The organism is Microbacterium sp. BE35 (assembly GCF_031457705.1).
In the GTDB taxonomy this organism is placed as follows: Bacteria; Actinomycetota; Actinomycetes; order Actinomycetales; family Microbacteriaceae; genus Microbacterium; species Microbacterium trichothecenolyticum.
Map to the genome: position 1 here is coordinate 146,612 of NZ_JAVDXD010000005.1, position 22,405 is coordinate 169,016.

Genomic DNA, 22,405 nt, shown 5'->3' on the forward strand with positions numbered 1-22,405 from the left:
ACCCACCCGCGTCGCCCCGCAACAAAGGAGAACCATGACCATCACCGACATCGCCACCGCCTCGGGGTTCACCCCGGCGCCGGCACCGCAGCATCCGCTCGCCTCGCTCACGCCCGCTGAGATCGAAGCCGTCCGCACGATCGTCCTCGGGCTCGAGTCCACCACCGACGCCACCCGGTTCGCCTACGTGGGGCTGGAGGAGGCGCCGAAACCGGAGGTGCTCGCGTGGGAGGCCGGCACCGGCGCCCTGCCGGAGCGCCGGGCGCGCGTGCAGCTGCTCGACATGCGCTCGGCGCTGTCGCTGGACCTGGTCGTGTCGCTCGCGACCGGCGCCGTGCTCTCGAGCGTCACGCTGGACGGCACGGCCGGGCAGCTGCCCATCCTGGACGCCGAGTTCGAAGAGGTCGGCGTGATCGCGAACGAGAGCGCGGAGTGGGTCGCCGCCCTGGCGGCGCGGGGGCTGACCTCCGACGACGTGGTGCTCGTCCCCCTGTCCGCCGGCCACTACGGCTACGAAGACGAGGCGGGCCGGCGCATCCTGCGCACGTTCGCGTTCCAGCAGTTCCACGCCGCCGACCACCCGTGGGCGCACCCCGTGGACGGGCTGACGGCCTACATCGACGTCGCCGCGCGGGCGGTGATCAAGATCGTCGACAACCCCGGCTACGACATCCCGCAGACCAGCGGAAACTACGACGATCCGGAGCTGCAGGGCGCACCGCTCGAGGGTCTGAAGCCCATCGTGATCACCCAGCCGGAAGGGTCGAGCTTCACCGTCGACGACGAGCACGTGACATGGGGTGAGTGGGAATTCCGGATCGGCTTCGACACCCGCGAGGGGCTGATCCTCCGGCAGCTGACGTTCGCGGGACGGCCGGTCATGTACCGCGGGTCGATCAGCGAGATGGTCGTGCCGTACGCCGACCCGCAGCCGAACCGGTTCTGGCAGAACTACTTCGACACCGGCGAGTACCTCTTCGGCCGCTACACCAACGAGCTCGAGCTCGGCTGCGACTGCGTCGGCGACATCACCTACGTCGACGCGATCCTCGCCGACGAGCTGGGGATGCCGCGCACCGTGCGCAACGGCGTGTGCATGCACGAAGAGGACTTCGGGTCGCTGTGGAAGCACACCGACCTGTTCACCGGGGCGTCCGAGGTGCGTCGGTCGCGTCGCCTCGTGATCTCGTTCTTCACGACCGTGGGCAATTACGACTACGGGTTCTTCTGGTACCTCTACCTCGACGGCACGATCGAGTGCGAGGCGAAGCTCACCGGCATCCTGTTCACCTCCGCCTACCCGGGGCCGAACGAGGACGGCTCGCCGTACGGCTACGCGTCCGAGGTCGCACCGGGCCTCGGGGCGCCCTACCACCAGCACCTGTTCTCGGCACGACTCGACATGACCGTCGACGGCATCGCGAACGTCGTGAACGAGATCGATGCCGTGCGCGTGCCGATCTCGGCCGAGAACCCGGCGGGCAACGCGTTCACGAAGAGCGTCGTGCCGATCGCGTCCGAGAAGGTCTCGGGCCGCCTCGCCGACGGCGCGCGCAACCGCGTGTGGCAGATCGCATCGACCGAGAAGACGACGTCGATGGGACAGCCCACCTCCTACGTGCTGTTCCCGACCGAGTCGCCCGTCCTGCTCGCCGACGATGCGTCGTCGATCGCCTCGCGCGCCGCCTTCGCCACGAAGAACCTGTTCGTGACGAAGTACGACCCGGCCGAGCGGTACGCGGCCGGCGACTTCGTGAACCAGCACCCGGGCGGCGGCGGAATCCCCGCGTTCATCGAGGGCGACGAGCCGCTGATCGGCGAAGACGTGGTGCTGTGGCACACGTTCGGGCTCACGCACTTCCCGCGCAACGAGGACTGGCCCGTCATGCCCATGGACTACGCGAAGTTCACGCTGAAGCCGTACAACTTCTTCGAGCGCAACCCCACGCTCAACGTGCCCGCGCCTGAGTCGGCGCACTGCTCGGCCGGCACCGGCCACGTCCACAGTGCGGCCGGTGGCTACGGGCCGACGCCCGGTGCGCACGGGCATGACCCGAGCGCTCACGGGCACGACTCGGGCGCCCACGGTCACGCGCACGGCGAGCACCACCACCACGGTTGATCCGTGACCGAATTGCTCCACGCCTGGGCCATCGCCCCGGCCGCGATCGGCGCCTGCTGTCTGGCGGCCGACCGGGGCCGGGCGCGGTGGTCCGACGCCGTCGCGTCGGCGATCATGCTGATCGCAATGCTCGACGCGGTGACCACCCGCCTCGTGGCACCCGTCTACTGGGCCGCGCTGCTTCTCTTGTCAGCGATGGCGATCGCTGTCTGGCAACGCCCGCGCCGGAGCAACGGCCGCGCCGCGTCAGCCCCGGCAACGATGACCGTCCACACCGGACTCGGGCTGGTGGCGATGGCCGCGCTGCAGCTCGGCATGGCCCATCCGCCGGTCGGCGCGAGCGCCGCGCCGGCGCACGGCCACGGCGGAGACGGCGGAACGCTCCTCGCCGTCCTCCTGCTGGGCGGTGCGGTCGCGTACGCCGCCCTGTCGGCGCTCATGGTCTTCCGCGCCCATCGGGCCCTGGACCGGACACAGCTGATCTGCATGGGCGCGTCGGTGCTGCTCATGGCGGTCGGCGCGTCGGTCTAGTCGCGTACGCCACGGCGGACTCCGTCCAGGGTTCTCCCAGCGCGATCGATACCGATCCGATATCCGCGCGATTAGGATCGGTCCCGTGGGCGAGGGAGCCCGCACCCCACCCGCGACCCGCCCGTTCGAGGGCGGAACAGGAGCCGGCGATGGTCGATACCGCGATGACGGATGCTGCCTCGAAAGGCTCGGGTGCACTCGGGGCCACGACCGCCGAGGGATTCGCCCGCGTCACCGACGCGATCCTCGATGCGGTCGGCAGCGTCATCGACGGCAAGCCGGACGCGGTGCGCAGCGCCCTGGTGTGCTTCCTCGCCGAGGGGCACCTCCTCATCGAGGACGTGCCCGGCGTCGGCAAGACCATGCTCGCGCGGGCGCTCGCGACCAGTGTGGATGCCACGGTCCGCCGCATCCAGTTCACGCCCGATCTGCTCCCCGGCGACGTCACCGGCGTGAGCGTGTTCAACCCGGTCGAGCGCGAGTTCGAGTTCAAGCCGGGTGCGATCTTCGCGAACATCGTCATCGCCGACGAGATCAACCGCTCCTCCCCCAAGACGCAGTCCGCCCTCCTGGAGGCGATGGAGGAGCGCCAGGTCACCGTCGACGGGCGCACGCACTTCGTGCCCGAGCCCTTTCTCGTCGTCGCGACGCAGAACCCGCTCGAGATGGAGGGGACGTACGCCCTCCCCGAGGCGCAGCGCGACCGCTTCATGATGCGCATCTCGATGGGCTACCCCGACGCGCGGTCGGAAGCCCTGATGCTGCGCCAGCGCGACACGGTCAACCCGCTCGACGAGCTCAGGTCGGTCGTCTCGGCCGAGGAGGTCGCCGGTCTCGTGGCGTGGGCGCGGGCGGTGCACGTCGCGCCCGCGATCGAGGACTACGCCGTGGCCCTCGCGCAGGCGACCCGCACGCACAGCGATCTGCGCCTGGGCGCCAGCCCCCGCGCGACGCTGCAGCTGGTGCGCGCGGCCAAGGTGTGGGCCGCGCTCGACGGTCGGGCGTTCGTCATCCCGGACGACATCACGGCGCTCCTCGCCCCCGTGTTCGCACACCGACTCATCCCGACCCGCGCCGCGGGCGGCGCCCGGGGGTCGAGCGCCGCAGATGCGATCGCGACGATCCTCGAGCGCATCGCCGCGACCGTGCGGGTGCCGATCGCCGCACGTCAGTGAGCGAGCGATGAGAAGCGTGTGGCCGCTGACCGTCCGGGGCACCGGAGCGCTGGTCCTCGCGATCGCGTGCTTCATCGTGGCGAACGAGGCGAGCATCGTCGAGCTGATGTACTTCGGCATCCTGCTGTTGGCGGTCGTGGTCGCGAGCATCGCCTCGCTGTATGTCGGGCGCCGCTCCGACGCGGTCACCCGGGCGCTCGTCCCGGACGTCGTCCCGGTCGGAGGTGACGCACGCGTGTCGGTGCGCGTCGAGGTGCGCACCGCGCTGCCCACGGCGCCGGGAACCTGGCGCGACGCCCTGCCGAAGGGGCTGCGCGGCAAGGCGGAGGGCGCGTTCCCCGCACTCGGCTCGGGGCTGCGCGGCGGCGAGCGCGGCGGTGCCCGCAGCATCGACCTGATGTACACCGTCACCGGAGCGCGGCGCGGAGTCCACTCGCTCGGGCCGCTCACCGTGCGGTCGTCGGATCCTTTCGGGCTCGCCCGGCGCACCGTCGTGTTCAGCCAGCGCACGCCGGTCACCGTGGCGCCGGCCATCGTCGAGCTGCCGCCGCTCGTCGATTACGCGGGCGCCACCGGCGGGATGCTCCACACCACGACCGATCAGCTCGGCCAGGGCGCCGACAACCTCGTCGCGCGGCCGTACGCCCCGGGCGACTCGATGCGTCGCATCCACTGGCGGGCGACCGCCCACCGCGACGAGCTCATGGTGCGCCAGGAGGAGCAGGAGTCCACGCCCGAGGCGGCGGTCGTGATCGACCGCGCCGCGCTGCGCTGGTCTCCTGAGGCGCTGCGCGCTCCGGGCGCCGACCCCGGCTTCGAAGCCGGCATCTCGGCGTGCGTCTCCGCGGTCGCGCGCCTCGTGCACGACGGCTACGCCGTGGAGGTGCTCGACACGGAGGGAACCGTGCTCGTCGACCGGATCGACGGCGGGGACATGACCGAGGTCGACGCCATGCTCGTGCACTTCGCGACGATCACGGCACACCGCGACGACACCCTCCCGCGCCTGTCGCGGCTGTTCGCAGGGGCGTCGACGGGTCCGATCGTGCTCATCGTCGGTCGGCTCGACCCGGCCGATGCGGTGGCCGTCGGCCCCGTGTCGCACCACAGCACGCTCCCGCTCCTCCTGTCCGCGGCGCCAGTCGGCGACGCACTGGACATCGCGGCGGATCACGGCTGGCACGTGGCGGCGATCGGTCCCGACCGCGACCTGGGTAGCGCATGGGCGAACGCGATCGGACGGGGGGTGCACCATGTCTTCGGCTGAGACAGGGCGCCAGGCACGTGCGCGCGGCGGGGAGCGACTGCTGACGTTCGCGATCCTTGCGGCGCTGCTCGCGGCCTTGCTGCCGGTCGTCCGGGTCATCGAGCCCGGGTGGTGGCTCGTCGCGGCCCTCGCGCTGTCGGCCATGGTGCTCGCCGCCGGGTACACCGCCCGCCTCTACCGCCTCCCCGCGGTCGCCGTGACCCTCATCGAGGTCGCGGTGTGGGTCGTGTTCATGACACTGATCTTCCTGCGCGACACCGCCCTGCTGTGGGTGATCCCGACGCTCGACACCTTCCGCGCGGTGCCGATGCTGGTGCAGGCCGCGATGGAGGAGATCACCATCGGCGCGGCGCCGCTGGAGCCGACGCGGTCGCTGGCGTTCGTCGTCGTGGGGTCGATGGGGCTCCTCACGATCATCGTCGACCACGTCGTCGTGACCGCACGGATGCCGCTGCTGGCGTCCGTCGGCATCGTCGCGGTGTCGCTCATCCCGGCGATCGCCGCGCCGAGCAAGGTCGACGTCATCGGGTTCGTGTTCCTCGCGGTCACGATCCTGTTCCTCCTGCGCTCGGAGACGCGCTCGAGGGAGAAGCCGACCGAGCGCGAAGCGGAGCGCACCGCGGGCGTCCCCGCGACCGCACTCGGCATCGGCGCGATCGCGATCGTCGTGGCTGTCGTGGCCACGCCGGTGCTGCCGCAGCCCGGTGCGCGGGCTGGATCGGGCCTTGGACCCGGTCCGGGGATCGACGCGACGCTGCAGCTCGGAGACGACCTGCGCCGCCCGCAGGAGATGGAGGTCCTCCGGGTCCGCACGAACGCGCCGTCGGTGCCGTATCTGCGTGCGACGACCCTCTCCCGTTTCGACGGCGGGGCGTGGGAGCCCGATCGTTCGCAGACCGTCTCGCTCCAGAGCGAGCGCGCGTTCGGCGTCGTCGACTCCGGCGACGACATCCGCATCGGCGAGTACACGGCGAAGATCGACGTGGTGAACCTCGACTCCCAATGGGCGCCCGTGCCTTACCCGGCGGTGGGCATCACCGGGCTCGGCGGGGGCATGTGGGGCGCGGTCCCTTACAACCACACGGTGGCCACGACCGGCGGCTCGACGCAGGGCCAGTCCTACGAGGTGGCGTACGACGTCCCCCGGCCGTCCCTGGAGCAGGTGCGGGCCGCGGTGTCGGTGGGTTCGCAGGTGCGCGACGAGACGACGCAACTGCCCGACGACATCCCGCCGATCATCGGCGAGCTGGCGGTGCAGCTGACGGCCGATGCCACCACGGACTACGACCGGCTGACGGCGCTGCAGCGGTGGTTCCGCGGCACCGACTTCCGCTACTCGCTCGAGTCGCCCGTCGAGGACGGGTTCGACGGCAGCGGGGCCGAGGCGGTGGCGCGGTTCCTGGAGGTCCGCGAGGGCTACTGCATCCACTTCGCATCGGCGTTCGCACTCATGGCGCGCACGCTCCACATGCCGTCGCGCATCGTGGTCGGCTACCTGCCGGGCACGCCGACCACCGACACCATCGACGAACAGCCGGTCTTCTCGGTGTCGAGCTCGCAGCTGCACGCCTGGCCCGAAGTGTTCTTCGAGGGCATCGGGTGGATCCCGTTCGAGCCCACCTCGGGCCTCGGGGTTCCCACGACCTTCTCGTCGGAGCTCACGCTTCCTGGCCAGACCGCCGACCCCGACGCCACGACTCCTCAGACGAACCCCACCCCGACGGCGCGCGGCGACCAGGCGCAGATCGACCTCGAGGAACAGCGGCAGAATGCGTCGGGCGGCACGTCACAGGACGCCCTCGACCCGCTGCCGATCCTCGGCGTGGTCGCGGCCATGATCGTGCTCCTCGCGCTCCCCTTCCTCATCCGGGAGCTGCGCCGCCGACAGCAGGATGCCGCCGCCCGGGGCGGCGACGCGGCGGCCGCGTGGCAGTCCGTCCAGGAGGCCGCAATCGACGTCGGCATCCCCGTGCCCGCGAGCGAGACGCCGCGCGCGTTCGCCGGCCGACTCGTCGCCGAGCACGGGGTCGCGGCATCGGAGATGAACACGGTCCTCCTCGCGATCGAGCGCGCCAGCTACTCGCGCGCCGGAACCCGCTCGTACTGGATGGGAGACGCGGCGGCCGATGCCGCAGCATCCGTCCGAACATCCCTGCTCGCATCTGTGCCGCCTTCGCGCCGCATTCTCGCGCTGTTGGCGCCGCGTTCGCTCGTGATCCGGCCCGGCAGCGTGTACGCCGGGACGGCCCCGGTTCGGGCACGGTAGCGGAGCAGGGTAGGATGGTCGGCGGCCCTCCGGGGCCTCCTGGAGGATTCGCCTAGTGGCCTATGGCGCACGCTTGGAAAGCGTGTTGGGTGCAAGCCCTCGGGGGTTCGAATCCCCCATCCTCCGCACCTGCGATCCCAGTGTTTTCAAGGGATCGCGACTCCTTCGAAACAGAACCAGACGCGTGGCGTTCGGCGACCTGACGCCCCTGCCTCCGCCCACTGCTCGCTCAGGTCGCCCGCCGAGCGACCAGGCTGAGAGCACGCCGGTCTCCGGGTCGGAGGTGCATGCGCGGCGGTTGGGTGTGGCAGAGTGCTCGCGTGCCGTCACCCCAGTCACTCAGTGAAGAAGACCGTCGGCGGGTCGCAGCGTGGGCGGCCGACTGCGCAGAACGGGTGCTGCCGGTGTTCGAGGCGGAGGCCCCGCACGACGACCGGCCCCGTGACGCGATCGAGCGTGCTCGAGCCTTCGCCCGCGGCGAGCTCGCAGCGGCGGCCGAGATCCGGCTCCGATTCGTCGCCGGCCGTGCCGCGCACTCTGCGACAACGCCCGCAGGCGTCGCAGCTGCACGGGCTGCCGCACAGGCTGCCGCTGTCGCACACATGGGTGCGCATGCGCTCGGCGCGTCCGCCTACGCAGCCAGGGCCGCCGGGTCGGCGTCCGACCGCTCCGACGGCGCTGCCCACGAGCTTGCATGGCAGCTGAAGCAGATGAGCCTCGAAGTAGCGGCTGCGCTGCGAAAGCTGCCCCTGCTGGGCGACGATACTGCGGGACCGCTCGGGCCAGGTCTCCTGGCTTCCGGTGACCTCGGACAGCACATCAGACAAATACAGGCGATGCTGCGCACCACCGCCGACGACGCCGGCGCCCGATGATCGACGTCTGCCGATCTTCGGATCTCTCGCCGAGCGGCTCGTGTCCGGAGCCATGGTGAACACATCTCGCATCGACCGACTCGAGGTCGCCGTCGGCGGCCTTTCGCGAGCCGAACTCAGACGCACCCTCGCCTCTCGAAACATCCTTCTCAACGCGCACGCCGAAACTCTGCTCGACGCTGAGGTCTTCGACAAACGCAGCCCCCACATCATCGCGGTCACCGAACGAACCGTCGCTGACCTCGGTCGCCCTCATGGCGCGCCGCTCCCCGACATCCTCGAGCTCGGTCGGAATCTCGGGCTGGCGCTCTGTCCTGCCGAAGCGGGCCCCTACCTGCGATTGGCTCTGAACGATCAAGCGACATCGGCCGACGCGACGATGTCGACGGGCAAAGCTCCCGACGGCTCACTCACCGTGGCATCCGAACCGCTGAGCGCTGACGACGACTATCCCAAAGGCTTCTATCTGCGAGTCGTCGACGGGCGCGCTTGGCTACGCGGCTATCGATGCGACGACGAGCACATCTGGTCCCCAGGCGATCGGTTCGTGTTTCAGGCGAACTCACCTTCTCCCTGAACCGCCCACGCCCCGCTCGCTCATCGACCGCGACTCGCGCGACCACCGACCCGATGGGCGAACGGGTAGTCAGTGCGCCCGAGGGGTCGACGACGTCTCTGCCGACCCGCAGCCGCCCAGCGACGACAACCTGGACGGCCTCGCGCGAGCCACCCTCGACGTAGACCGCGCAGGGGGCGATGGGCCGGGTGCCGCCCATCGAGCATGCGTTCGACCCTCCGAGCGCCGGCGGGCGAATCGATGCTGTCCCCCGAACGGGGGACACGGTAGGGTGGGCGACGTGAGCTCGCGGGGACCCTGGGATCTGGCCCCGTGCGACACCGATCTGGGGATCTGGGGCTGGGGCCACTGACTCCCTGTGCGCAACTACCTGCGCATGAGACGGCCCCTCGGACGCCGCAACTAGTGCTTGTGGCGTCCGAGGGACCTTTGCCTTGCCCACGTGCGTCACGCGCCCGCTGGGGACAGGCTCGACGCTGGGGACATCGTTGTGACGCTCTAGCAGCGCGGGCCCGGCGTCACCACACTATTCGGCGGATCCCGTTGAGACCAACCGTCCCAAAGGCGAGGTGTCTGCACGACGAGCGGCGGTTGAGGCGTTCCGCCCAACGAGTGTGTCGGTTGACCTCTCGGGACGAGCGCCAGCAGCCGTACCGGATCCGCCGCGGCGTGCTTCGGGGAAGCGCGAAGATTCCCCGCTCCTACACCCGACCAGCTCGAGCCTCGACTAAGAACCTCGAAACGGAGTGACGCCACGCTCGGCCCGAGTAGGTGAGATACACGACGCGACCGACGGTCGCCGCGACGAGGAGGACGCAGGCCAGCACGAGCAGCCATCCGATATAGGTGAATGCCATGCCCAAGACGCCGAATCGCAGTGCCGAGTCCGCGAGTAGCGGTGGCAGGAACACCCTTCCGAACCGTCCGGCCACGGCGAATCCGATTCCCGCGAGAACGGAGCCGGGCAGCAGTTCTCGAAGGCTGACCCCGCGATTGACGACGATCCACGAAGCGACCCACCAGAGCGAACCCCACAGCACGACCTCGACGATGAACTCGATCACCGGCAATGGTCCGTCGTCGCGAATGATGACGCGCGTCGCGACGACCACCGCGATTCCGATGACGACCGCGGCAACCGCCGCCAGCCACCGCCAGGCGAACTTCAGGCTGACGGCGGGCGTGCGCCAGATCCTGCGAAGGCTCCGTTCCAGGGCCCGCGCGAACGAGGTTGCAGCGATGACGAGGAGGATCACCCCGATGACACCTGTCGCGCGAAGCTCCTGAGCGCCGCCGGGCAGCGACTTCTCCAGAGTCTCGGCCGTGGCCGCATCGAATCCCATGTGCTCCGCGAAGATCGCGGCAGTGCGGGTGTCGAGTCTGGACTGCACAGCACCTACGACGATCAATATCGGCAGCACCGACGTGAATGTGTGCGCCGCGAGGGTCATACCGCGATCGATCAGGCCCAGATCGGCCAGATCGCGGGCGACTCGCAACGCGAACCGCCCGGCAGGTGACCGCGCACCGCTGCGGACAAGACGACTCGTGCTCCACCGAGCCATAGGCGCACCTCACGATCTGAGACGACGTCCCGATCCAGTCAGAGGCTACGCCTAGAAGGACTCCGTGAATGGTTCGGAAACGGGGATGTCGAGTCGCCATGCGGGCTGTGTGCCCATCATCCGTTCACCGCCTTGCGGGGGCGGGCCTTCGGGCGGACGTACGCCCGTCGCGCGCGTTGTGCGGGCCGGGTGCGGGCCCCGAAGAAGACTCGCGTTCCCCGCTTCAGCGCGGGATGAGTGGAGGGCGGGCTCTCGCCTTCCGCTCGAGGGCATGCACACCCCGGGTGATGAGTCCGCAGATGATGAGCGTGGGAGAAAGAATGTCCCGTTCTGACTACGCCACCCGCTCAGGGAACAGGTCGGAGATCAGCGCCTCGATGCGCCGGCGGATCTCGTCGCGGATCGGTCGCACAGCCTCGATCCCCTGTCCGGCGGGATCGTCGAGCTCCCAGTCCTCATAGCGCTTGCCGGGGAAGATCGGGCACGCGTCGCCGCACCCCATCGTGATGACCACATCCGATTCCTTGACGGCGTCGACCGTCAGCACCTTCGGCGTGTGAGCCGCGATGTCGATGCCTTCCTCTGCCATCGCCTCGACGGCGACCGGATTGATGACGTCTTTGGGCGCGGACCCCGCGGAAAGCACCTCGACATCGGCGCCGGCGAGGGCACGGAGGTAGCCGGCAGCCATCTGCGAACGCCCGGCGTTGTGCACGCAGACGAACAGGACGGTCGGCTTGTCACTCATGACGGCCTCGCTTTCTCTCTCAGGGAAAGCATAGACGTAGATCTATTCATATCGTGCCGCGGCCGACTGATCGCGTCACCCATGCTCAGACGCGTGCACGCTCGTGCTGCGTCGCTCGATCAGGAGCGTGTCGCGCCATGCGCCCGCGTGCGGGCCGATCTCTGACCGGGCGATGCGCTCGCGCCGGCCCACCACACGGAATCCGGCTGTCTCATGGAGTCGGAGGCTCGCGGCATTCTCTGGGAAGATGCTCGACTGGATTGTCCAGATTCCGCTCTCTTCGGCGCCGGCGACGAACGCGTCAAGGAGGCGGCGACCGATTCCCTGCCCCCGGGCGTTCCGATCGACGTAGACCGAGTGCTCGACCACGCCGCGGTATGCCGGACGCGAAGACACAGGCGAGGCGGCGATCCAGCCGAGAAGGGCGCCGCTCTCGTCGGGGATGACGAACCGCAGTGCAGGGAGCTTCCCTGCGTCGAACGCGTTCCAGGCGGGGGTGGCGACCTCGAAGGTCGCCTCCCCGTCCTCGATTCCTTGAGCGTAGATCGCTTCGACCGCGGGCCAGTCAGCCGCGACCATCTCACGCAATCGGGTCATGAACAGCATCCACCCCCGTTGCCGGCGCCGGTGGAGCAGACGCCCGTGGCGGGGAGGAGTAGCTCCACGTTCGACGCGGACGCGATGTCCCCGGCGAGCCATGCCGTCACGGACCGGACCTGTTCATATCCGGTGGCGAGCAGGAATGTCGGCGCGCGTCCGTATGACTTCATACCGACGATGAAGAATCCTTGCTCGGGGTGGGTCAGCTCGCGGAAGCCGTGCGGCTCGACGGTGCCGCACGAGTGCACGTTCGGATCGATCAGCGGTGCGAGTCGCTTGGGGGCCTCCACGATCTCGTCGAGCTCGAGCCGGATCTCCCTGAGGATGTCGAGGTTCGGCCGGAACCCCGTCGCGTTGACCACGATGTCGCTCTCGTGGGTTACCACTTCCCCATCGCGATGTCCGAGCAGCTCGACGGCGTCGGTCGTTCGGCGGGCCCGGATGATCTCGAAGCCGTCGATGAGGGTGATGTCGGCGCGCTCCACGGCTCGGTCGACACGGCTGCCGAGGCTCGCCCGACCGATGAGCTCATCATCGGGCGAGGACGATACCCGCACGGCCTTGGAGTTGCGGATCAGCCAGGTCACCGTAGTGCCGGGTGCTTCGCGCGCGAGCCGCACGAGGGCCAACAGCGTATTGGCGGCGGAATGGCCCGCACCTACGACCGTCACCCGCCTACCCGCGAACACCGCGCGATCCCTGCCGAGGACGTCTGGGAGTGCGGCGGTGACGCGGTCGGCGATGCCGGCCATGCCCAGCAGCTCCAGTCCGCTGGAAGACAGGGAGTTCGGCGAGAGATATGTCCCGGATGCGTCGATGACGGCGCGCGCGACGAAGTCCTCCACTTCACCGGCAGCGGTTCGGATCCGCACAGCGAAGGGAGTGGCGGCGCGCCGCGCCGTGCGGGTGCGGTCCATCCCCTCGCGCGTCACGCCGATAACCGCGACACCGGTACGGATCCGCGGTGCGATCTCTTCGAGGGCGGCGAGCGGTTCGACGTACTTCTCGACGAGTTCTGTCCCGGTCGGCGCACGCTCGGGCTCTGGCAGGGACCATCCGCGGTCTTCGAGCAGGCGACGCGAGACCGGGTCGACGAGGTGCTTCCAAGGCGAGAACAGTCTCGTGTGACCCCACGAGCGCATGCTCGCGGCAATCTCGTCGCCTGCCTCGAAGACCACGAAGTCGATGCCACGCTCGACCAGGTTGGCAGCGGCGGCGAGTCCGATCGGTCCGGCGCCGATGATCGCGACAGGGAGTGTCGACAACGCACTGGCGTCGACGACGCGGGGGGTCAGGTCCAGCAGGGTCACAGCATCCTCCAGTCGATATCGATGAACTTCGATACCCGAGTCTGAACTCATCTATCGACACTTGTCAATATCGACTAACCTCGATGTATGACCACGATGCTCGCCGTGACCGACGTCACCGCCGACGTGTGCTGCACCCCCCTCGTTCGCGAGCCGCTCACCGCCGACGAGGCCGAACAGCTCGCCACGACCATGAAGGCCCTGGCCGATCCGACCCGCCTCCGGCTCCTCTCCATCGTCGCAGCATCGGAAGACTCCGAGGCGTGCGTCTGCGACTTGATCGAGCCCGTCGGTCTCAGTCAGCCGACGGTCTCCCACCATCTGAAGATCCTCACCACTGCCGGATTCCTCACTCGCAGCAAGCGCGGCACGTGGGCGTACTTCAAGCTGGTTCCCGGCGCGCTGGACCGGGTCTCACAACTCCTCGTCGCCTCGTGACGCACACCGTTCGCAGCGCCGCCGGCGAGTTCCTCGGCAGCGCAGGGCTCGCCGCTGTCGTGATCGGGTCCGGCATCGCCGCCCAGCGCCTCTCCCCCGGTGATGTCGGGCTGCAGCTGTTCGAGAACGCCTTCGCCACCGCTCTCGGCCTCGCCGTGCTGATCCTCGTCTTCGCGACGGTATCGGGGTCCCACTTCAACCCGGTGGTCACCCTCGTCGACATCGCCCTCCACCGACGGACCTGGTCCATCGCTGCGGTGTATCTGCCCGCTCAGGTGCTGGGCTGCATCGCCGGTGCCGTGGTCGCCAACCTCATGTTCGGGGCTGCACCGGTCACATTGAGCACCACCGACCGCTCCGCCTGGCCGCTGCTGCTGTCCGAGGTCGTCGCGACGGCCGGGCTCATCCTCCTGATCTTCGCTTTGGTGCGGACCGGCCGCTCGCATCTCGCCGCGCCCGCCGTGGGTGCGTACATCGGTGCGGCGTACTTCTTCACCTCGTCGACGAGCTTCGCCAACCCTGCCATCACCATCGGGCGCACCCTGAGCGACACGTTCGCCGGAATAGCCCCTGCGTCCGTACTGCCGTTCATCGTCGCGCAGCTCCTGGGCGCGGCGCTCGGCTACGGGGCGGTTCGAGTGTTGTTCCCCGTGGCGCTACCCGAGCCCGCTGTCTCTCGAGGCTGACGGAGACAGCTCCGCCGCGGCATCCGCATGGCGGGACTCCCCGTCTGCCCAGGTCGCAACGCCTCCCGCGCAGCGTGGCGGACACCTCTTGGCGCGGGAATCTTCAGGCCCACTGACCGTCTTCATTCGTGCTCCGGGAGCAGCGGAGTCGACCAGCCCGGATCACGGCCGAGGAGCGCGGCTCGCGACACCGAGGCCGCGCCGAAGCGATCGCGGACCGCGTCGAGTACGGTGTCGAGGCGTACGCCGTCGTCCCAGTCGATCGGAAGCTCCGGCGGGACGCTGTCGACGCGGCCGAGCTGCGACAGCGAGACGCCGATGAGGGTGATGCCGCGTTCTGCGATCTCCCGCTGCGCCGCGGCGAGCAGGCCTTGCGCGACGGCGAGGATCAGCGCGGTGCGGTCGGTCGGCGAGCGGAACGAGCGGGATCGGGTGGCTTTCGCATAATCGCCGTAGCGGAGCCGGAGCACCACCGTGCGGCACACGCGGTCGCCGTCGCGGAGGCGACGGGCGAGACGATCGACGATCTGGGTGAGGATCACCTCCAGTTCTTCGGCGCCCCGCGGACGCGTCCCGAGGGCTCGCTGCGAGCCGATGGACCCACAGCGACGCGTGGTGTCGACCGGGCGCGGATCCCGCAGCCGGGCGAGCGCGTGCAGATGGGCCCCGACCGCCTTCCCCAGCAGTCTCTCGGCGGTCGCGGCCTCGAGCTCAGCCAGCTGACCGACGGTACGGATGCCGAGCCGATGGAGCTTCTCGGCGGTTACCGCGCCCACACCCCACAGCCGCTCCACCGGCAGCGGAAGCAGGAACTCCTGCTCCCGCTCCGGCTCGACCACCAGCAACCCGTCGGGCTTGCTGACGGCGCTGGCGACCTTGGCGAGGAACTTGGTGCGGGCGATCCCGACGGAGATGGGCAGTCCGACCTCCGCACGAACCCGCTCCCGCAGGCGCACCGCGACCTGCTCGGGCGTGCCCGCGATGCGGCGGAGGCCGCCGACTTCGAGGAACGCCTCATCGATGGAGAGCCCTTCGACCAGCGGCGTCGTATCGCGGAAGATCGCGAAGACCGCCTTGCTGGCCGCCGAGTACGCCTCCATCCGGGGCGGCACGACGACTGCATCCGGGCAGAGGTCGCGCGCCTGCCGCCCACCCATCGCGGTACGCACGCCACGAGCCTTCGCTTCGTAGCTGGCCGCAAGCACCACCCCACCGCCGACGATCACGGGCCGGCCGCGCAGCGCGGGGGCGTCGCGCTGCTCGACCGACGCGTAGAAGGCGTCGAGATCGGCGTGCAGCACGGTCGCCTCGCCCCGCATGCCGCCTCCCATCGAACATTTGTTCTGATGATGGTTGCATCGACCGACGACATCCGTCGAGGATCGTGCGGGCGGCTTCAGAGAATGGCGGAAACGGGGTGCAGCGACAAGGCCGCACCCCGTTTCCCCGGCTCCGGCTCAGCCCTGCTTCGGCACCCGGTTCTCCGCGCTCACCATCCATGCGTACTGCTCGAGCTTCTCGAGGATCTGATGCAGCAGATCGGCGCTGGTGGGATCCTCCTCGTCGACCGCGTCGTGCACGTCCCGGCACGTGGCGACCGTGTTCTCGAGTCGTTCCGTGACGAGGTCGATCACCTCGGTGGTGGCGATCTCACCCTGGGGGAACTCGGGGAGGCTGGTGGTCTCCGCAACGGTGTCGCTGCGACCGTCGGGGAGGGCGTGGAGCGCCCGCATCCGCTCGGCTACGTCATCACTGAATTCACGAGCCGACTCGATGATCTCGTCCAGCTGTCTGTGCGTGTCGCGGAAGTTCTTGCCGACAACGTTCCAGTGGGCCTGCTTGCCCTGCGAGGCGAGCTCGATGAGATCGACGAGCACCTTCTGGAGGTTGTCGCTCAGCGTGGCGGAGGCGGTGAACCCGCTCTCCGCGTTCTGCTCCTTGGTGAGTTGGGCGCCGCGAGCGGCGCGCCGCTTGTTCCGAGTGGCGGACGCGGTGGGGTTCTTCGTGGTGGTGGCCATGACGCCGAACGTACGGACTCACGCGGACTCACGCGCCGGGATTGTGCGTGATCGACGGTCGTGCTAGCGGCCGCTGATGTCGCGGACGGGTCGCCAAGATGCTCAGACGGTGGCTTCGGACCCCACGCCGCCACCGATCGAGGTCGGCGCACTCGCCCGGGCCTGGCGGAACATCTCGGTCCATCGGACCCCGTCCCAGTAGCGTTCTCTGTCGTGAACCGGGGTGGGATACCACCCGGCCTTCGCGGGAGCGGATACCGAATCACGCATGGGTGTTCCTTTCGTCGCACAAAGCCCGGCCGACCCGCCTCTGGACGCGGTGCATCCAGAGGCGGGCCGCCGCAGTGCTGTGGACCGGGTTCCCCCGCGTAACGAGTACGCCCCCAACCCGCACCGGCTAGAAGACGTGGGGTAGCGCCGCCGGCTCGCCAGCCCCACACACCGGCAAGGAACGGGGCCTTCGGGTTCGGCCTCGACACGACGAGCGCTTCGTCTTCTATCTAGACCCTATGACGCTGCTATCGGCCGTGTATAGATGCTCTAAGGTATCTCTCAGGAGGTTCCCTGGTCATGCTAAGGTGCCCGCATGGCGCGCCCCTACGGAGACCCTGTCGAGATCATCACCGCACCCGTGCCGGCGCAGTCGCCGTTCATCCCGGCTGACGCCAAGATCGTGGTCGGCGCCGTCGCGCCGGCCTCTCCTGATCCGATCCCGATCGTGCTGCTGCCGGGCTTCGAGTACCGGATGCACGAATGGCGCCATCCCGAGACTCACGAGATCCACTGGCGTCTCGAACGCCGCCGGGCCTCGCGGGCGTCCGACGACCAGTAACCCGAGAACGCGGTCCCCCGCCTCCGAACAGGGAGGCTGCCCCGCCGGCACTGTCGTCGCCGTGCAGCACGTGCGGATTCTCCCCGCGCAACGCAACGGTGAGAGAGTCGGAGCATGACGAACAAGGACCGGACCGCCTCGACGTATCAGCGCAACGCCTTCGCGCCCAGCCTGATCGCGGCGATCGCCCTGTTCCTGGCGCCCTTGCTGATCGGCGGCGATTGGTTCCTGCTGATCCGGTTCATCGTCGCCACCCTGGCCGTGATCGTCGCGTGGTTCGCGTTCCAGGCACGGCACTGGTGGTGGATCCCCGTGTTCTCGGCGATCGCCGTCCTCTGGAACCCGATCTTCCCCTTCGCGTTCGACGGGCCCGTCTGGACGGCCGCGCAGCCGGTCGCCGCCGTGCTGTTCCTTGTGGCGGGGGCGACCATCCGGACCACCAGGAGCTGACGACCCGCCGGGTCAGTACGCGAGGATCTCGTCCAGCAGGGCGCGCACACGGCCCTCGATGTCGTCACGGATGCTGCGAACCGTGACCATCGGCTTGCCCACGGGGTCTTCGAGGGGCCAGTCGAGATACCGCCGACCAGGGAATACCGGGCAGGAATCGCCGCATCCCATCGTCACGACGACGTCCGCCGCGCGGACGACGTCGTCGGTGAGCGGCTTCGGGAACTCCCCGCCGACGGACACGCCGATCTCGTCGAGCGCCTGGATGATCGATGTGCGCACCTCCGGCCCGGGCGCCGAGCCGGCGCTGCGCACCCCGACACGATCGCCAGCGAGGTGCCGGAGGATTCCCGCGGCGAGCTGGGAGCGCCCCGAGTTCTGCACGCAGACGAACAGCACCTCAGGGCGGGCGGGCAGATCGCCCTGGGCTCGGCTGAGCGCTTCGAGTCGCGCCGCCGCGAAGGCGGCGGTCCGAGAAGTGAGCAGCGGCGAGCTCGAGCCGGTGACCAGCAGGTCGTAGCTGCTCTGAACGCCGGCACGTACTGTCTCGGGACTGAAGGTGCCGCGGAACCGGAGCGCAAGGTCGTCGACGATCCGTTCGAGATCGGGCGCCGCCGGCGCCGCCTCGCTGTCGCCGGCCCCGATGAGCGCGTTCACCCGATCGATCTGGTCCGGCGCGATCGAATACCAGACGCGTCGTCCGTCGCGCTCCCTCACGACGACGCCTTCGGACAGCAGCGCCTTCATGTGGTGGCTGACGGTGGGCTGGCGGAGTTGGAGCGCATCGGCGAGTTTTCCGACCAGCGCGTGCCCGCCGTCCGCGTCACGGATCAAGCGAAGGATGCGGGCACGGGTCGGGTCGGCCAGGACCGTGAGTCCGCGCTGGGCCGCGCCTTTCATAGATGGAATCCTATCGACGCTCGATGGTCGACGACGCCCCCTGCGTCAGCCGCGATGGTGGTCGTGGTCCTCGTCGAGGAGCATGCCGACGGACGTCGCGCACGCGTCGCCCCGCCAGGCCTCCCGTCCCTCACGGACGGCGAAGACCGCGATCACGAGTCCTGCCACCGCGTCGGCCCACCACCAGGCGAAGAGGCTGTTGAGCACGAGTCCGAGGAGAACCGACGCCGACAGATACGTGCAGATCAGCGTCTGCTTCGAATCGGCGACCGCCGTCGCCGACCCGAGCTCGCGACCTGCGCGCCGCTCGGCCAGGGAGAGGAAGGGCATGATCACGACGCTCAGCGCGGTGATCAGGATGCCGGCCGGGCTGTGCTCTACGTCGACCCGCAGGATCAGCGTCAGTGCCGACGTCGCGGTCACATACGCGGCGAGCGCGAAGAACGCCACCGCGATCACCCGAAGCGTCGGCCGCTCCCAGCGCTCTGGATCGCGACGTGTGAACTGCCACGCGACGGCCGCCGCCGACACCACCTCGATCGTCGAGTCCAGTCCGAAGGCGATGAGCGCACCCGACGACGCGATGCTGCCGGCCGTGATCGCGACGATCGCCTCGACCACGTTGTAGGCGATCGTGGCCGCGACGATCCAGCGGATGCGACGTTCGAGGCTGTTGCGTCGCTCGTGGGTGAGGATGCCGGCGCTCATACGCACCCGCAGGTCTCGCCCGTGCAGCATGCGGGATCGACCGACAGGACGACCTGCAGCAGCTCGTCGAGTGCCGGCGCGAGGTGAGGATCGGCGAGCCGGTACGATGCGCGCCGACCCTCGGGAGTGGCCTCGACCAGACCACAGCCGCGCAGGCACGCGAGCTGGTTCGACATCACCTGACGCGACACACCCACGGCTTCCGCGAGATCGGACGGGTATGCGGGCCCGGTTCGCAGCGCCAGCAGGACGGCGCTGCGCGTGGGGTCGGCGAGCGCGTAGCCGAGCCGTGCGAGGGCCGCGGTGTGGGACACGGTGGCGGTCGCCGAGGTCATAGCCGCAATAGTACAGTGATCGCTGTATCGAATCGATCCGCATCCGGCGCCTATGCTCGCCGTGTGGCTGAGTTCGACGAGGTCGAGCTGTCCGGCATCCGTCGACGGCTCATGCCGTTCTGCTACCAGATGCTCGGCTCGCCGTTCGAGGCGGAGGACGCCGTGCAGGACGCGATGGAACGGATCTGGCGTGCCCGCCACTCCTTCGACCCGGAGCGCGCGAGCATTGCGACCTGGGCGTACCGCATAGCCCGCAACGTCTGCCTCGACCGGCTCCGCGAGGCGCCTCGGCGCCCGCTGCCGAGGGATCTGCAGGAGCCGGGGATCGAGATCGGCGCCCCGCTCGTGCCCGCGTTCGATGTTCCGTGGCTCACCCCCGCCCCGACCGGCTGGCTCGCCGGCTCCGACGTCGAGACCGTCGTCGAGCGCCGCAGCGACGTGCGCCTCGCCGTCACCGCCATGCTGCAGTCGCTCTCCCCGCTCCAGCGGGGGGCGTTCGTGCTGCGCGATCTCGTGGGGTTGTCGGCCGTGGAGACGGCGGAGACACTCGAGGTGTCGGTCGCCTCCGCGAACTCGGCTCTGCAGCGGGCTCGCGTCGCCATCTCGACCGGCGCCCGGCGTCCGCATACCCTCGCTCCGACCTCTGTCGAGCGGTACGCACGGGCGATCGAGCGAGCGGATGTCGCAGCGCTCGCCTCCCTCGTCGCCGACGACCTCGTCTTCGAGATGCCGCCGGTGCCTGCCTGGTCGCGCGGGCGTGACACGTATCGAGACTTCATGGTGGACTTCTTCGCCCGGCGCGGTGAGGACTGGGAGACGGCGCCCATCTCGGCGAACGGTCAGCCCGGGATCCTGCTGTACCGGCTGACTGCCGACGGGCGCCGGCCGCACACGGTGCAGATCTTCGACGGCGACGCGTCGGGCATGATCGCGCACGTGCTCGTCTACCAGGACCCGCGGCTCTTCGCCCTCTTCGAGAACGAGTTCTCCCCGGGGCGATGAGTTCGCGGCATCCCATCCGTATGTCCTTGTGAACCCACTTCACGAGGAGGCAAGGATGGGACGAGTGATCGTCGTGCAGTACATCACGCTCGACGGCGTGGTCGAGGACCCGGACGGCAGCGGCGGCACGCCGTTCGGCGGATGGGCCATGCGCTACGGGCCCGAGGGCGTCGCGGGCGACAAGTTCCGGCTGGGCGACCTGCTCGAAACAGGGGTGCTCCTGTTCGGTCGCCGCACCTGGGACCACTTCGCCGAACTGTGGCCGGGCCGCGACACCCCGTTCGCACACGCGATGAACCAGGCCGACAAGGCGGTGGCGACGAGCCACGCCCTCCCGCAGGGTGCGTGGACGAACTCGCGGGCAGTCGACGGGCCCCTCGGCGAGTGGATCGCCCAGACCATCGCGACGAGGGACGTGGTCGTGATCGGCAGCGGTTCCGTCGTGGGCGCGCTGCGTGAGCAGGATCTCATCGACGAGTACCGGCTCATCGCGTTCCCGACCGCCGTGACGGCCGGCCGCCGGCTCTTCCCCGACCCCGTCGACCTCGAACTCGTGTCCTCCGAGATGACCGGACCGGCGAGCCTCACGATCCATCGCGTCCGGGGCCGCGCCGCATGACCCGGCCGGCTCAGGAGCCGAGGCCGCGGCGCAGCGCGGCGAGACCGTAGTCGAACGCCCCGTCGACGTCGCCGCCGAGCCGGAATGCTCCGGCGAGCTCCATGTGGATGAACCCCGTCGCCCACGCGGTCACGAGGCGCGCGGCGTCGAGGGCGTGTTCCTCACCGGTGATGACCGCAGCACTGTCGACGATCGTGAGCCCCGCGCGGTCGAGCAGCTCCTGGGGAGCAGCGGCCGCGAACATCAGCCGGAATCCCTCGGGGCGCTCGTGCGCGAGCGCCCGGTAGGCGCGGGCGAGGCCTTCCAGAGAGCGATCGGATGCCTCGAGCCGGCCGGTCAGGTCGTCCACGGTCGCGGCGGCGACGGCCCCGATGAGGGCGTCGCGGTCCCGCACGCGCTTGTACAGCGACGGCGCCCGCACCCCCACGCGCTGCGCGACGCTCTGCATCGTCAGGCCCGCCGGGCCGGACTCCTCCAGGATGTCGCGTCCCGCCGCGACGATCTCGGCGTACGACGTGCGTTCCGGTGTCGGCATGCGAGCCTCCCTCGATGGCTATTGACAGTAGCCATCATAGCTACGTATCGTAGCCATGCCAAGTTCGGAGACACCGGCGGCACCCGCGAAGGATCCCCCATGAAGCTCGCACCCCATCTGCACCGCATCGGCAACGACATCGTCGCCGCCTACCTCGTCGTGACGGACGACGGCGTCACCGTCGTCGACGCGGGCCTTCCCGGTCACTGGAAAGACCTCGTCCGCGAACTCGAGGGACTCGGCCTCTCCCCCGCCGACGTCAAGGGCGTCGTGCTCACCCACGGCGACAGCGACCACATCGGCTTCGCTGAGCGCCTGCGCCGAGACCACGGCGTGCCCGTCTACGTGCACGAGGCCGATGCCGAGCGCGCGCGGACCGGCGCGAAGCCGAAGGTGTCGACGGGGCCGATGAAGCTCGGGCCGACACTCGGGTTCTTCGCATACGCGCTGCGCAAGCGCGCGATGCCCACGGCCTACGTGGCGGAGGTGGTCGAGGTGCACGACGGCGATGTGCTGGATCTGCCCGGCGCCCCCGTGATCGTCGGGATGCCCGGCCACTCGCCGGGCAGCATCGCGGTGCACATCCCCGTCGCCGACGCCGTGTTCGTGGGCGACGCCCTCACGACGCGCCACGTTCTCACGGGTCGTGAAGGCATGCAGCCCGCGCCGTTCACCGACGATCCGGCCGAAGCCCTGGCCTCGCTCGACCACCTCGCAGCCGTGCAGGCCTCTTGGGTGCTCCCGGGTCACGGCGCGCCCTGGAAGGGATCGCCCGCCGAAGTCGCAGCGGCCGTCCGGGCGGGTACGGCCTGAGCCGCACCCGCCTCGACACCCACCGCCGGTCGC

Annotated in this window: 25 protein-coding genes and 1 tRNA gene; 15 read left to right on the top strand and 11 right to left on the bottom strand. The window is 69.6% G+C overall.

Annotated elements, in window-relative coordinates; genetic code table 11:
• Positions 1-34 precede the first annotated feature (34 nt).
• The 8 genes from J2Y46_RS16575 (at position 35) to J2Y46_RS16610 (ending at position 8,813) form a co-directional block, all read left to right on the top strand.
• Entirely contained in the window at positions 35-2,122 is a 2,088-nt protein-coding gene (locus J2Y46_RS16575) for a primary-amine oxidase (RefSeq protein ID WP_045300138.1), read from the top strand.
• A gap of 3 nt (positions 2,123-2,125) precedes the next feature.
• Positions 2,126-2,653: a hypothetical protein gene (locus J2Y46_RS16580; protein ID WP_045300140.1), complete on the top strand. Its 528-nt coding sequence runs from the start codon at positions 2,126-2,128 to the stop codon at positions 2,651-2,653.
• A gap of 149 nt (positions 2,654-2,802) precedes the next feature.
• Positions 2,803-3,828 carry a MoxR family ATPase gene (locus tag J2Y46_RS16585; protein WP_245619609.1) on the top strand — a complete coding sequence of 342 codons (1,026 nt, stop codon included), beginning with the start codon at positions 2,803-2,805 and terminating at the stop codon, positions 3,826-3,828.
• Between the two features lie 7 nt (positions 3,829-3,835).
• Positions 3,836-5,095 (top strand): DUF58 domain-containing protein, encoded by a 1,260-nt coding sequence (locus J2Y46_RS16590; protein WP_045300142.1) that lies wholly within the window; start codon positions 3,836-3,838, stop codon positions 5,093-5,095.
• Positions 5,082-7,361: a DUF3488 and transglutaminase-like domain-containing protein gene (locus J2Y46_RS16595; protein WP_045300144.1), complete on the top strand. Its 2,280-nt coding sequence runs from the start codon at positions 5,082-5,084 to the stop codon at positions 7,359-7,361. The genes J2Y46_RS16590 and J2Y46_RS16595 overlap by 14 nt, the downstream gene beginning before the upstream one ends.
• Positions 7,362-7,402: 41 nt before the next feature.
• Positions 7,403-7,487 (top strand) — tRNA-Ser (locus tag J2Y46_RS16600).
• A 194-nt stretch (positions 7,488-7,681) separates the two neighbouring features.
• Positions 7,682-8,236, top strand: coding sequence for a putative immunity protein (locus J2Y46_RS16605; protein ID WP_045300571.1), 555 nt, complete (start codon positions 7,682-7,684; stop codon positions 8,234-8,236).
• 52 nt (positions 8,237-8,288) lie between these two features.
• Positions 8,289-8,813 carry a hypothetical protein gene (locus J2Y46_RS16610; RefSeq protein ID WP_045300146.1) on the top strand — a complete coding sequence of 175 codons (525 nt, stop codon included), beginning with the start codon at positions 8,289-8,291 and terminating at the stop codon, positions 8,811-8,813.
• A 701-nt stretch (positions 8,814-9,514) separates the two neighbouring features.
• Here the strand turns inward: J2Y46_RS16610 and J2Y46_RS16615 are convergent.
• From J2Y46_RS16615 to J2Y46_RS16630, 4 genes are all read right to left on the bottom strand, one after another.
• A complete protein-coding gene (locus J2Y46_RS16615; protein WP_045300148.1) occupies positions 9,515-10,264 on the bottom strand; it encodes a YhjD/YihY/BrkB family envelope integrity protein in 750 nt (249 codons plus the stop codon).
• Between the two features lie 448 nt (positions 10,265-10,712).
• Positions 10,713-11,126, bottom strand: coding sequence for an arsenate reductase ArsC (locus J2Y46_RS16620; protein ID WP_045300150.1), 414 nt, complete (start codon positions 11,124-11,126; stop codon positions 10,713-10,715).
• A 75-nt stretch (positions 11,127-11,201) separates the two neighbouring features.
• Positions 11,202-11,723 (bottom strand): GNAT family N-acetyltransferase, encoded by a 522-nt coding sequence (locus J2Y46_RS16625; RefSeq protein ID WP_045300152.1) that lies wholly within the window; start codon positions 11,721-11,723, stop codon positions 11,202-11,204.
• Positions 11,720-13,036 (bottom strand): FAD-dependent oxidoreductase, encoded by a 1,317-nt coding sequence (locus J2Y46_RS16630; RefSeq protein ID WP_045300154.1) that lies wholly within the window; start codon positions 13,034-13,036, stop codon positions 11,720-11,722. The genes J2Y46_RS16625 and J2Y46_RS16630 overlap by 4 nt, the downstream gene beginning before the upstream one ends.
• Positions 13,037-13,123: 87 nt before the next feature.
• Here J2Y46_RS16630 and J2Y46_RS16635 point away from each other — a divergent pair, with 87 nt between their 5' ends.
• Together J2Y46_RS16635 and J2Y46_RS16640 are read left to right on the top strand one after the other, a co-directional pair.
• A complete protein-coding gene (locus J2Y46_RS16635; protein WP_045300156.1) occupies positions 13,124-13,474 on the top strand; it encodes a metalloregulator ArsR/SmtB family transcription factor in 351 nt (116 codons plus the stop codon).
• Complete coding sequence (locus J2Y46_RS16640) at positions 13,471-14,160, top strand: aquaporin (protein WP_045300158.1); 690 nt, start codon at positions 13,471-13,473, stop codon at positions 14,158-14,160. Before J2Y46_RS16635 ends, J2Y46_RS16640 begins: the two co-directional genes overlap by 4 nt.
• A gap of 122 nt (positions 14,161-14,282) precedes the next feature.
• Here the strand turns inward: J2Y46_RS16640 and dinB are convergent, their stop codons facing one another.
• The 3 genes from dinB to J2Y46_RS16655 all read right to left on the bottom strand — a co-directional run bounded on the left by dinB (position 14,283) and on the right by J2Y46_RS16655 (position 16,448).
• Positions 14,283-15,479, bottom strand: a complete 1,197-nt coding sequence (gene dinB, locus J2Y46_RS16645; protein WP_310244111.1) for a DNA polymerase IV — start codon at positions 15,477-15,479, stop codon at positions 14,283-14,285.
• A 138-nt stretch (positions 15,480-15,617) separates the two neighbouring features.
• On the bottom strand, positions 15,618-16,178 hold the full coding sequence (locus J2Y46_RS16650; RefSeq protein ID WP_045300160.1) for a Dps family protein: 561 nt from the start codon (positions 16,176-16,178) through the stop codon (positions 15,618-15,620).
• A gap of 102 nt (positions 16,179-16,280) precedes the next feature.
• Positions 16,281-16,448: a DUF2510 domain-containing protein gene (locus tag J2Y46_RS16655; RefSeq protein ID WP_084695638.1), complete on the bottom strand. Its 168-nt coding sequence runs from the start codon at positions 16,446-16,448 to the stop codon at positions 16,281-16,283.
• Between the two features lie 316 nt (positions 16,449-16,764).
• On the opposite strand from J2Y46_RS16655, the gene J2Y46_RS16660 reads away from it, so the two are divergent.
• Positions 16,765-17,010, top strand: a complete 246-nt coding sequence (locus tag J2Y46_RS16660; protein ID WP_045300162.1) for a hypothetical protein — start codon at positions 16,765-16,767, stop codon at positions 17,008-17,010.
• A 114-nt stretch (positions 17,011-17,124) separates the two neighbouring features.
• Positions 17,125-17,460 carry a DUF6804 family protein gene (locus tag J2Y46_RS16665; RefSeq protein ID WP_310243748.1) on the top strand — a complete coding sequence of 112 codons (336 nt, stop codon included), beginning with the start codon at positions 17,125-17,127 and terminating at the stop codon, positions 17,458-17,460.
• A 12-nt stretch (positions 17,461-17,472) separates the two neighbouring features.
• On the opposite strand, the gene J2Y46_RS16670 is transcribed toward J2Y46_RS16665, so the two are convergent.
• From J2Y46_RS16670 to J2Y46_RS16680, 3 genes are read right to left on the bottom strand one after another with little or no spacing between them, the layout of a single operon-like run.
• On the bottom strand, positions 17,473-18,360 hold the full coding sequence (locus J2Y46_RS16670) for a metalloregulator ArsR/SmtB family transcription factor (protein WP_084695639.1): 888 nt from the start codon (positions 18,358-18,360) through the stop codon (positions 17,473-17,475).
• Between the two features lie 45 nt (positions 18,361-18,405).
• Positions 18,406-19,068, bottom strand: a complete 663-nt coding sequence (locus J2Y46_RS16675; RefSeq protein ID WP_045300577.1) for a cation transporter — start codon at positions 19,066-19,068, stop codon at positions 18,406-18,408.
• The gene (locus J2Y46_RS16680; protein ID WP_045300166.1) at positions 19,065-19,403 is read right to left on the bottom strand and encodes a helix-turn-helix transcriptional regulator; all 339 of its coding nucleotides are present in this window, start codon (positions 19,401-19,403) and stop codon (positions 19,065-19,067) included. The genes J2Y46_RS16675 and J2Y46_RS16680 overlap by 4 nt, the downstream gene beginning before the upstream one ends.
• Positions 19,404-19,466: 63 nt before the next feature.
• Here J2Y46_RS16680 and J2Y46_RS16685 point away from each other — a divergent pair, with 63 nt between their 5' ends.
• Both J2Y46_RS16685 and J2Y46_RS16690 read left to right on the top strand, forming a co-directional pair.
• Positions 19,467-20,405, top strand: coding sequence for an RNA polymerase subunit sigma-70 (locus J2Y46_RS16685; RefSeq protein WP_310243754.1), 939 nt, complete (start codon positions 19,467-19,469; stop codon positions 20,403-20,405).
• A 55-nt stretch (positions 20,406-20,460) separates the two neighbouring features.
• Positions 20,461-21,024: a dihydrofolate reductase family protein gene (locus J2Y46_RS16690; protein WP_310243757.1), complete on the top strand. Its 564-nt coding sequence runs from the start codon at positions 20,461-20,463 to the stop codon at positions 21,022-21,024.
• Between the two features lie 10 nt (positions 21,025-21,034).
• Here the strand turns inward: J2Y46_RS16690 and J2Y46_RS16695 are convergent, their stop codons facing one another.
• Positions 21,035-21,559: a TetR/AcrR family transcriptional regulator gene (locus J2Y46_RS16695; RefSeq protein WP_045300169.1), complete on the bottom strand. Its 525-nt coding sequence runs from the start codon at positions 21,557-21,559 to the stop codon at positions 21,035-21,037.
• 99 nt (positions 21,560-21,658) lie between these two features.
• On the opposite strand from J2Y46_RS16695, the gene J2Y46_RS16700 reads away from it, so the two are divergent.
• On the top strand, positions 21,659-22,372 hold the full coding sequence (locus tag J2Y46_RS16700; RefSeq protein ID WP_310243761.1) for an MBL fold metallo-hydrolase: 714 nt from the start codon (positions 21,659-21,661) through the stop codon (positions 22,370-22,372).
• Positions 22,373-22,405: the final 33 nt, after the last annotated feature.

Excerpts from the sequence above, each read along its gene's own strand:
- J2Y46_RS16575 (WP_045300138.1), top strand. The coding sequence starts at position 35 with ATGACCATCACCGACATCGCCACCGCCTCGGGGTTCACCCCGGCGCCG.
- J2Y46_RS16585 (WP_245619609.1), top strand. The coding sequence starts at position 2,803 with ATGGTCGATACCGCGATGACGGATGCTGCCTCGAAAGGCTCGGGTGCA.
- J2Y46_RS16590 (WP_045300142.1), top strand. The coding sequence starts at position 3,836 with ATGAGAAGCGTGTGGCCGCTGACCGTCCGGGGCACCGGAGCGCTGGTC.
- J2Y46_RS16595 (WP_045300144.1), top strand. The coding sequence starts at position 5,082 with ATGTCTTCGGCTGAGACAGGGCGCCAGGCACGTGCGCGCGGCGGGGAG.
- J2Y46_RS16610 (WP_045300146.1), top strand. The coding sequence starts at position 8,289 with ATGGTGAACACATCTCGCATCGACCGACTCGAGGTCGCCGTCGGCGGC.
- J2Y46_RS16615 (WP_045300148.1), bottom strand. The coding sequence starts at position 10,264 with ATGACCCTCGCGGCGCACACATTCACGTCGGTGCTGCCGATATTGATC.
- J2Y46_RS16620 (WP_045300150.1), bottom strand. The coding sequence starts at position 11,126 with ATGAGTGACAAGCCGACCGTCCTGTTCGTCTGCGTGCACAACGCCGGG.
- J2Y46_RS16625 (WP_045300152.1), bottom strand. The coding sequence starts at position 11,723 with ATGACCCGATTGCGTGAGATGGTCGCGGCTGACTGGCCCGCGGTCGAA.
- J2Y46_RS16635 (WP_045300156.1), top strand. The coding sequence starts at position 13,124 with ATGACCACGATGCTCGCCGTGACCGACGTCACCGCCGACGTGTGCTGC.
- dinB (WP_310244111.1), bottom strand. The coding sequence starts at position 15,479 with ATGCGGGGCGAGGCGACCGTGCTGCACGCCGATCTCGACGCCTTCTAC.
- J2Y46_RS16650 (WP_045300160.1), bottom strand. The coding sequence starts at position 16,178 with ATGGCCACCACCACGAAGAACCCCACCGCGTCCGCCACTCGGAACAAG.
- J2Y46_RS16655 (WP_084695638.1), bottom strand. The coding sequence starts at position 16,448 with ATGCGTGATTCGGTATCCGCTCCCGCGAAGGCCGGGTGGTATCCCACC.
- J2Y46_RS16660 (WP_045300162.1), top strand. The coding sequence starts at position 16,765 with ATGGCGCGCCCCTACGGAGACCCTGTCGAGATCATCACCGCACCCGTG.
- J2Y46_RS16665 (WP_310243748.1), top strand. The coding sequence starts at position 17,125 with ATGACGAACAAGGACCGGACCGCCTCGACGTATCAGCGCAACGCCTTC.
- J2Y46_RS16670 (WP_084695639.1), bottom strand. The coding sequence starts at position 18,360 with ATGAAAGGCGCGGCCCAGCGCGGACTCACGGTCCTGGCCGACCCGACC.
- J2Y46_RS16675 (WP_045300577.1), bottom strand. The coding sequence starts at position 19,068 with ATGAGCGCCGGCATCCTCACCCACGAGCGACGCAACAGCCTCGAACGT.
- J2Y46_RS16680 (WP_045300166.1), bottom strand. The coding sequence starts at position 19,403 with ATGACCTCGGCGACCGCCACCGTGTCCCACACCGCGGCCCTCGCACGG.
- J2Y46_RS16690 (WP_310243757.1), top strand. The coding sequence starts at position 20,461 with ATGGGACGAGTGATCGTCGTGCAGTACATCACGCTCGACGGCGTGGTC.
- J2Y46_RS16695 (WP_045300169.1), bottom strand. The coding sequence starts at position 21,559 with ATGCCGACACCGGAACGCACGTCGTACGCCGAGATCGTCGCGGCGGGA.
- J2Y46_RS16700 (WP_310243761.1), top strand. The coding sequence starts at position 21,659 with ATGAAGCTCGCACCCCATCTGCACCGCATCGGCAACGACATCGTCGCC.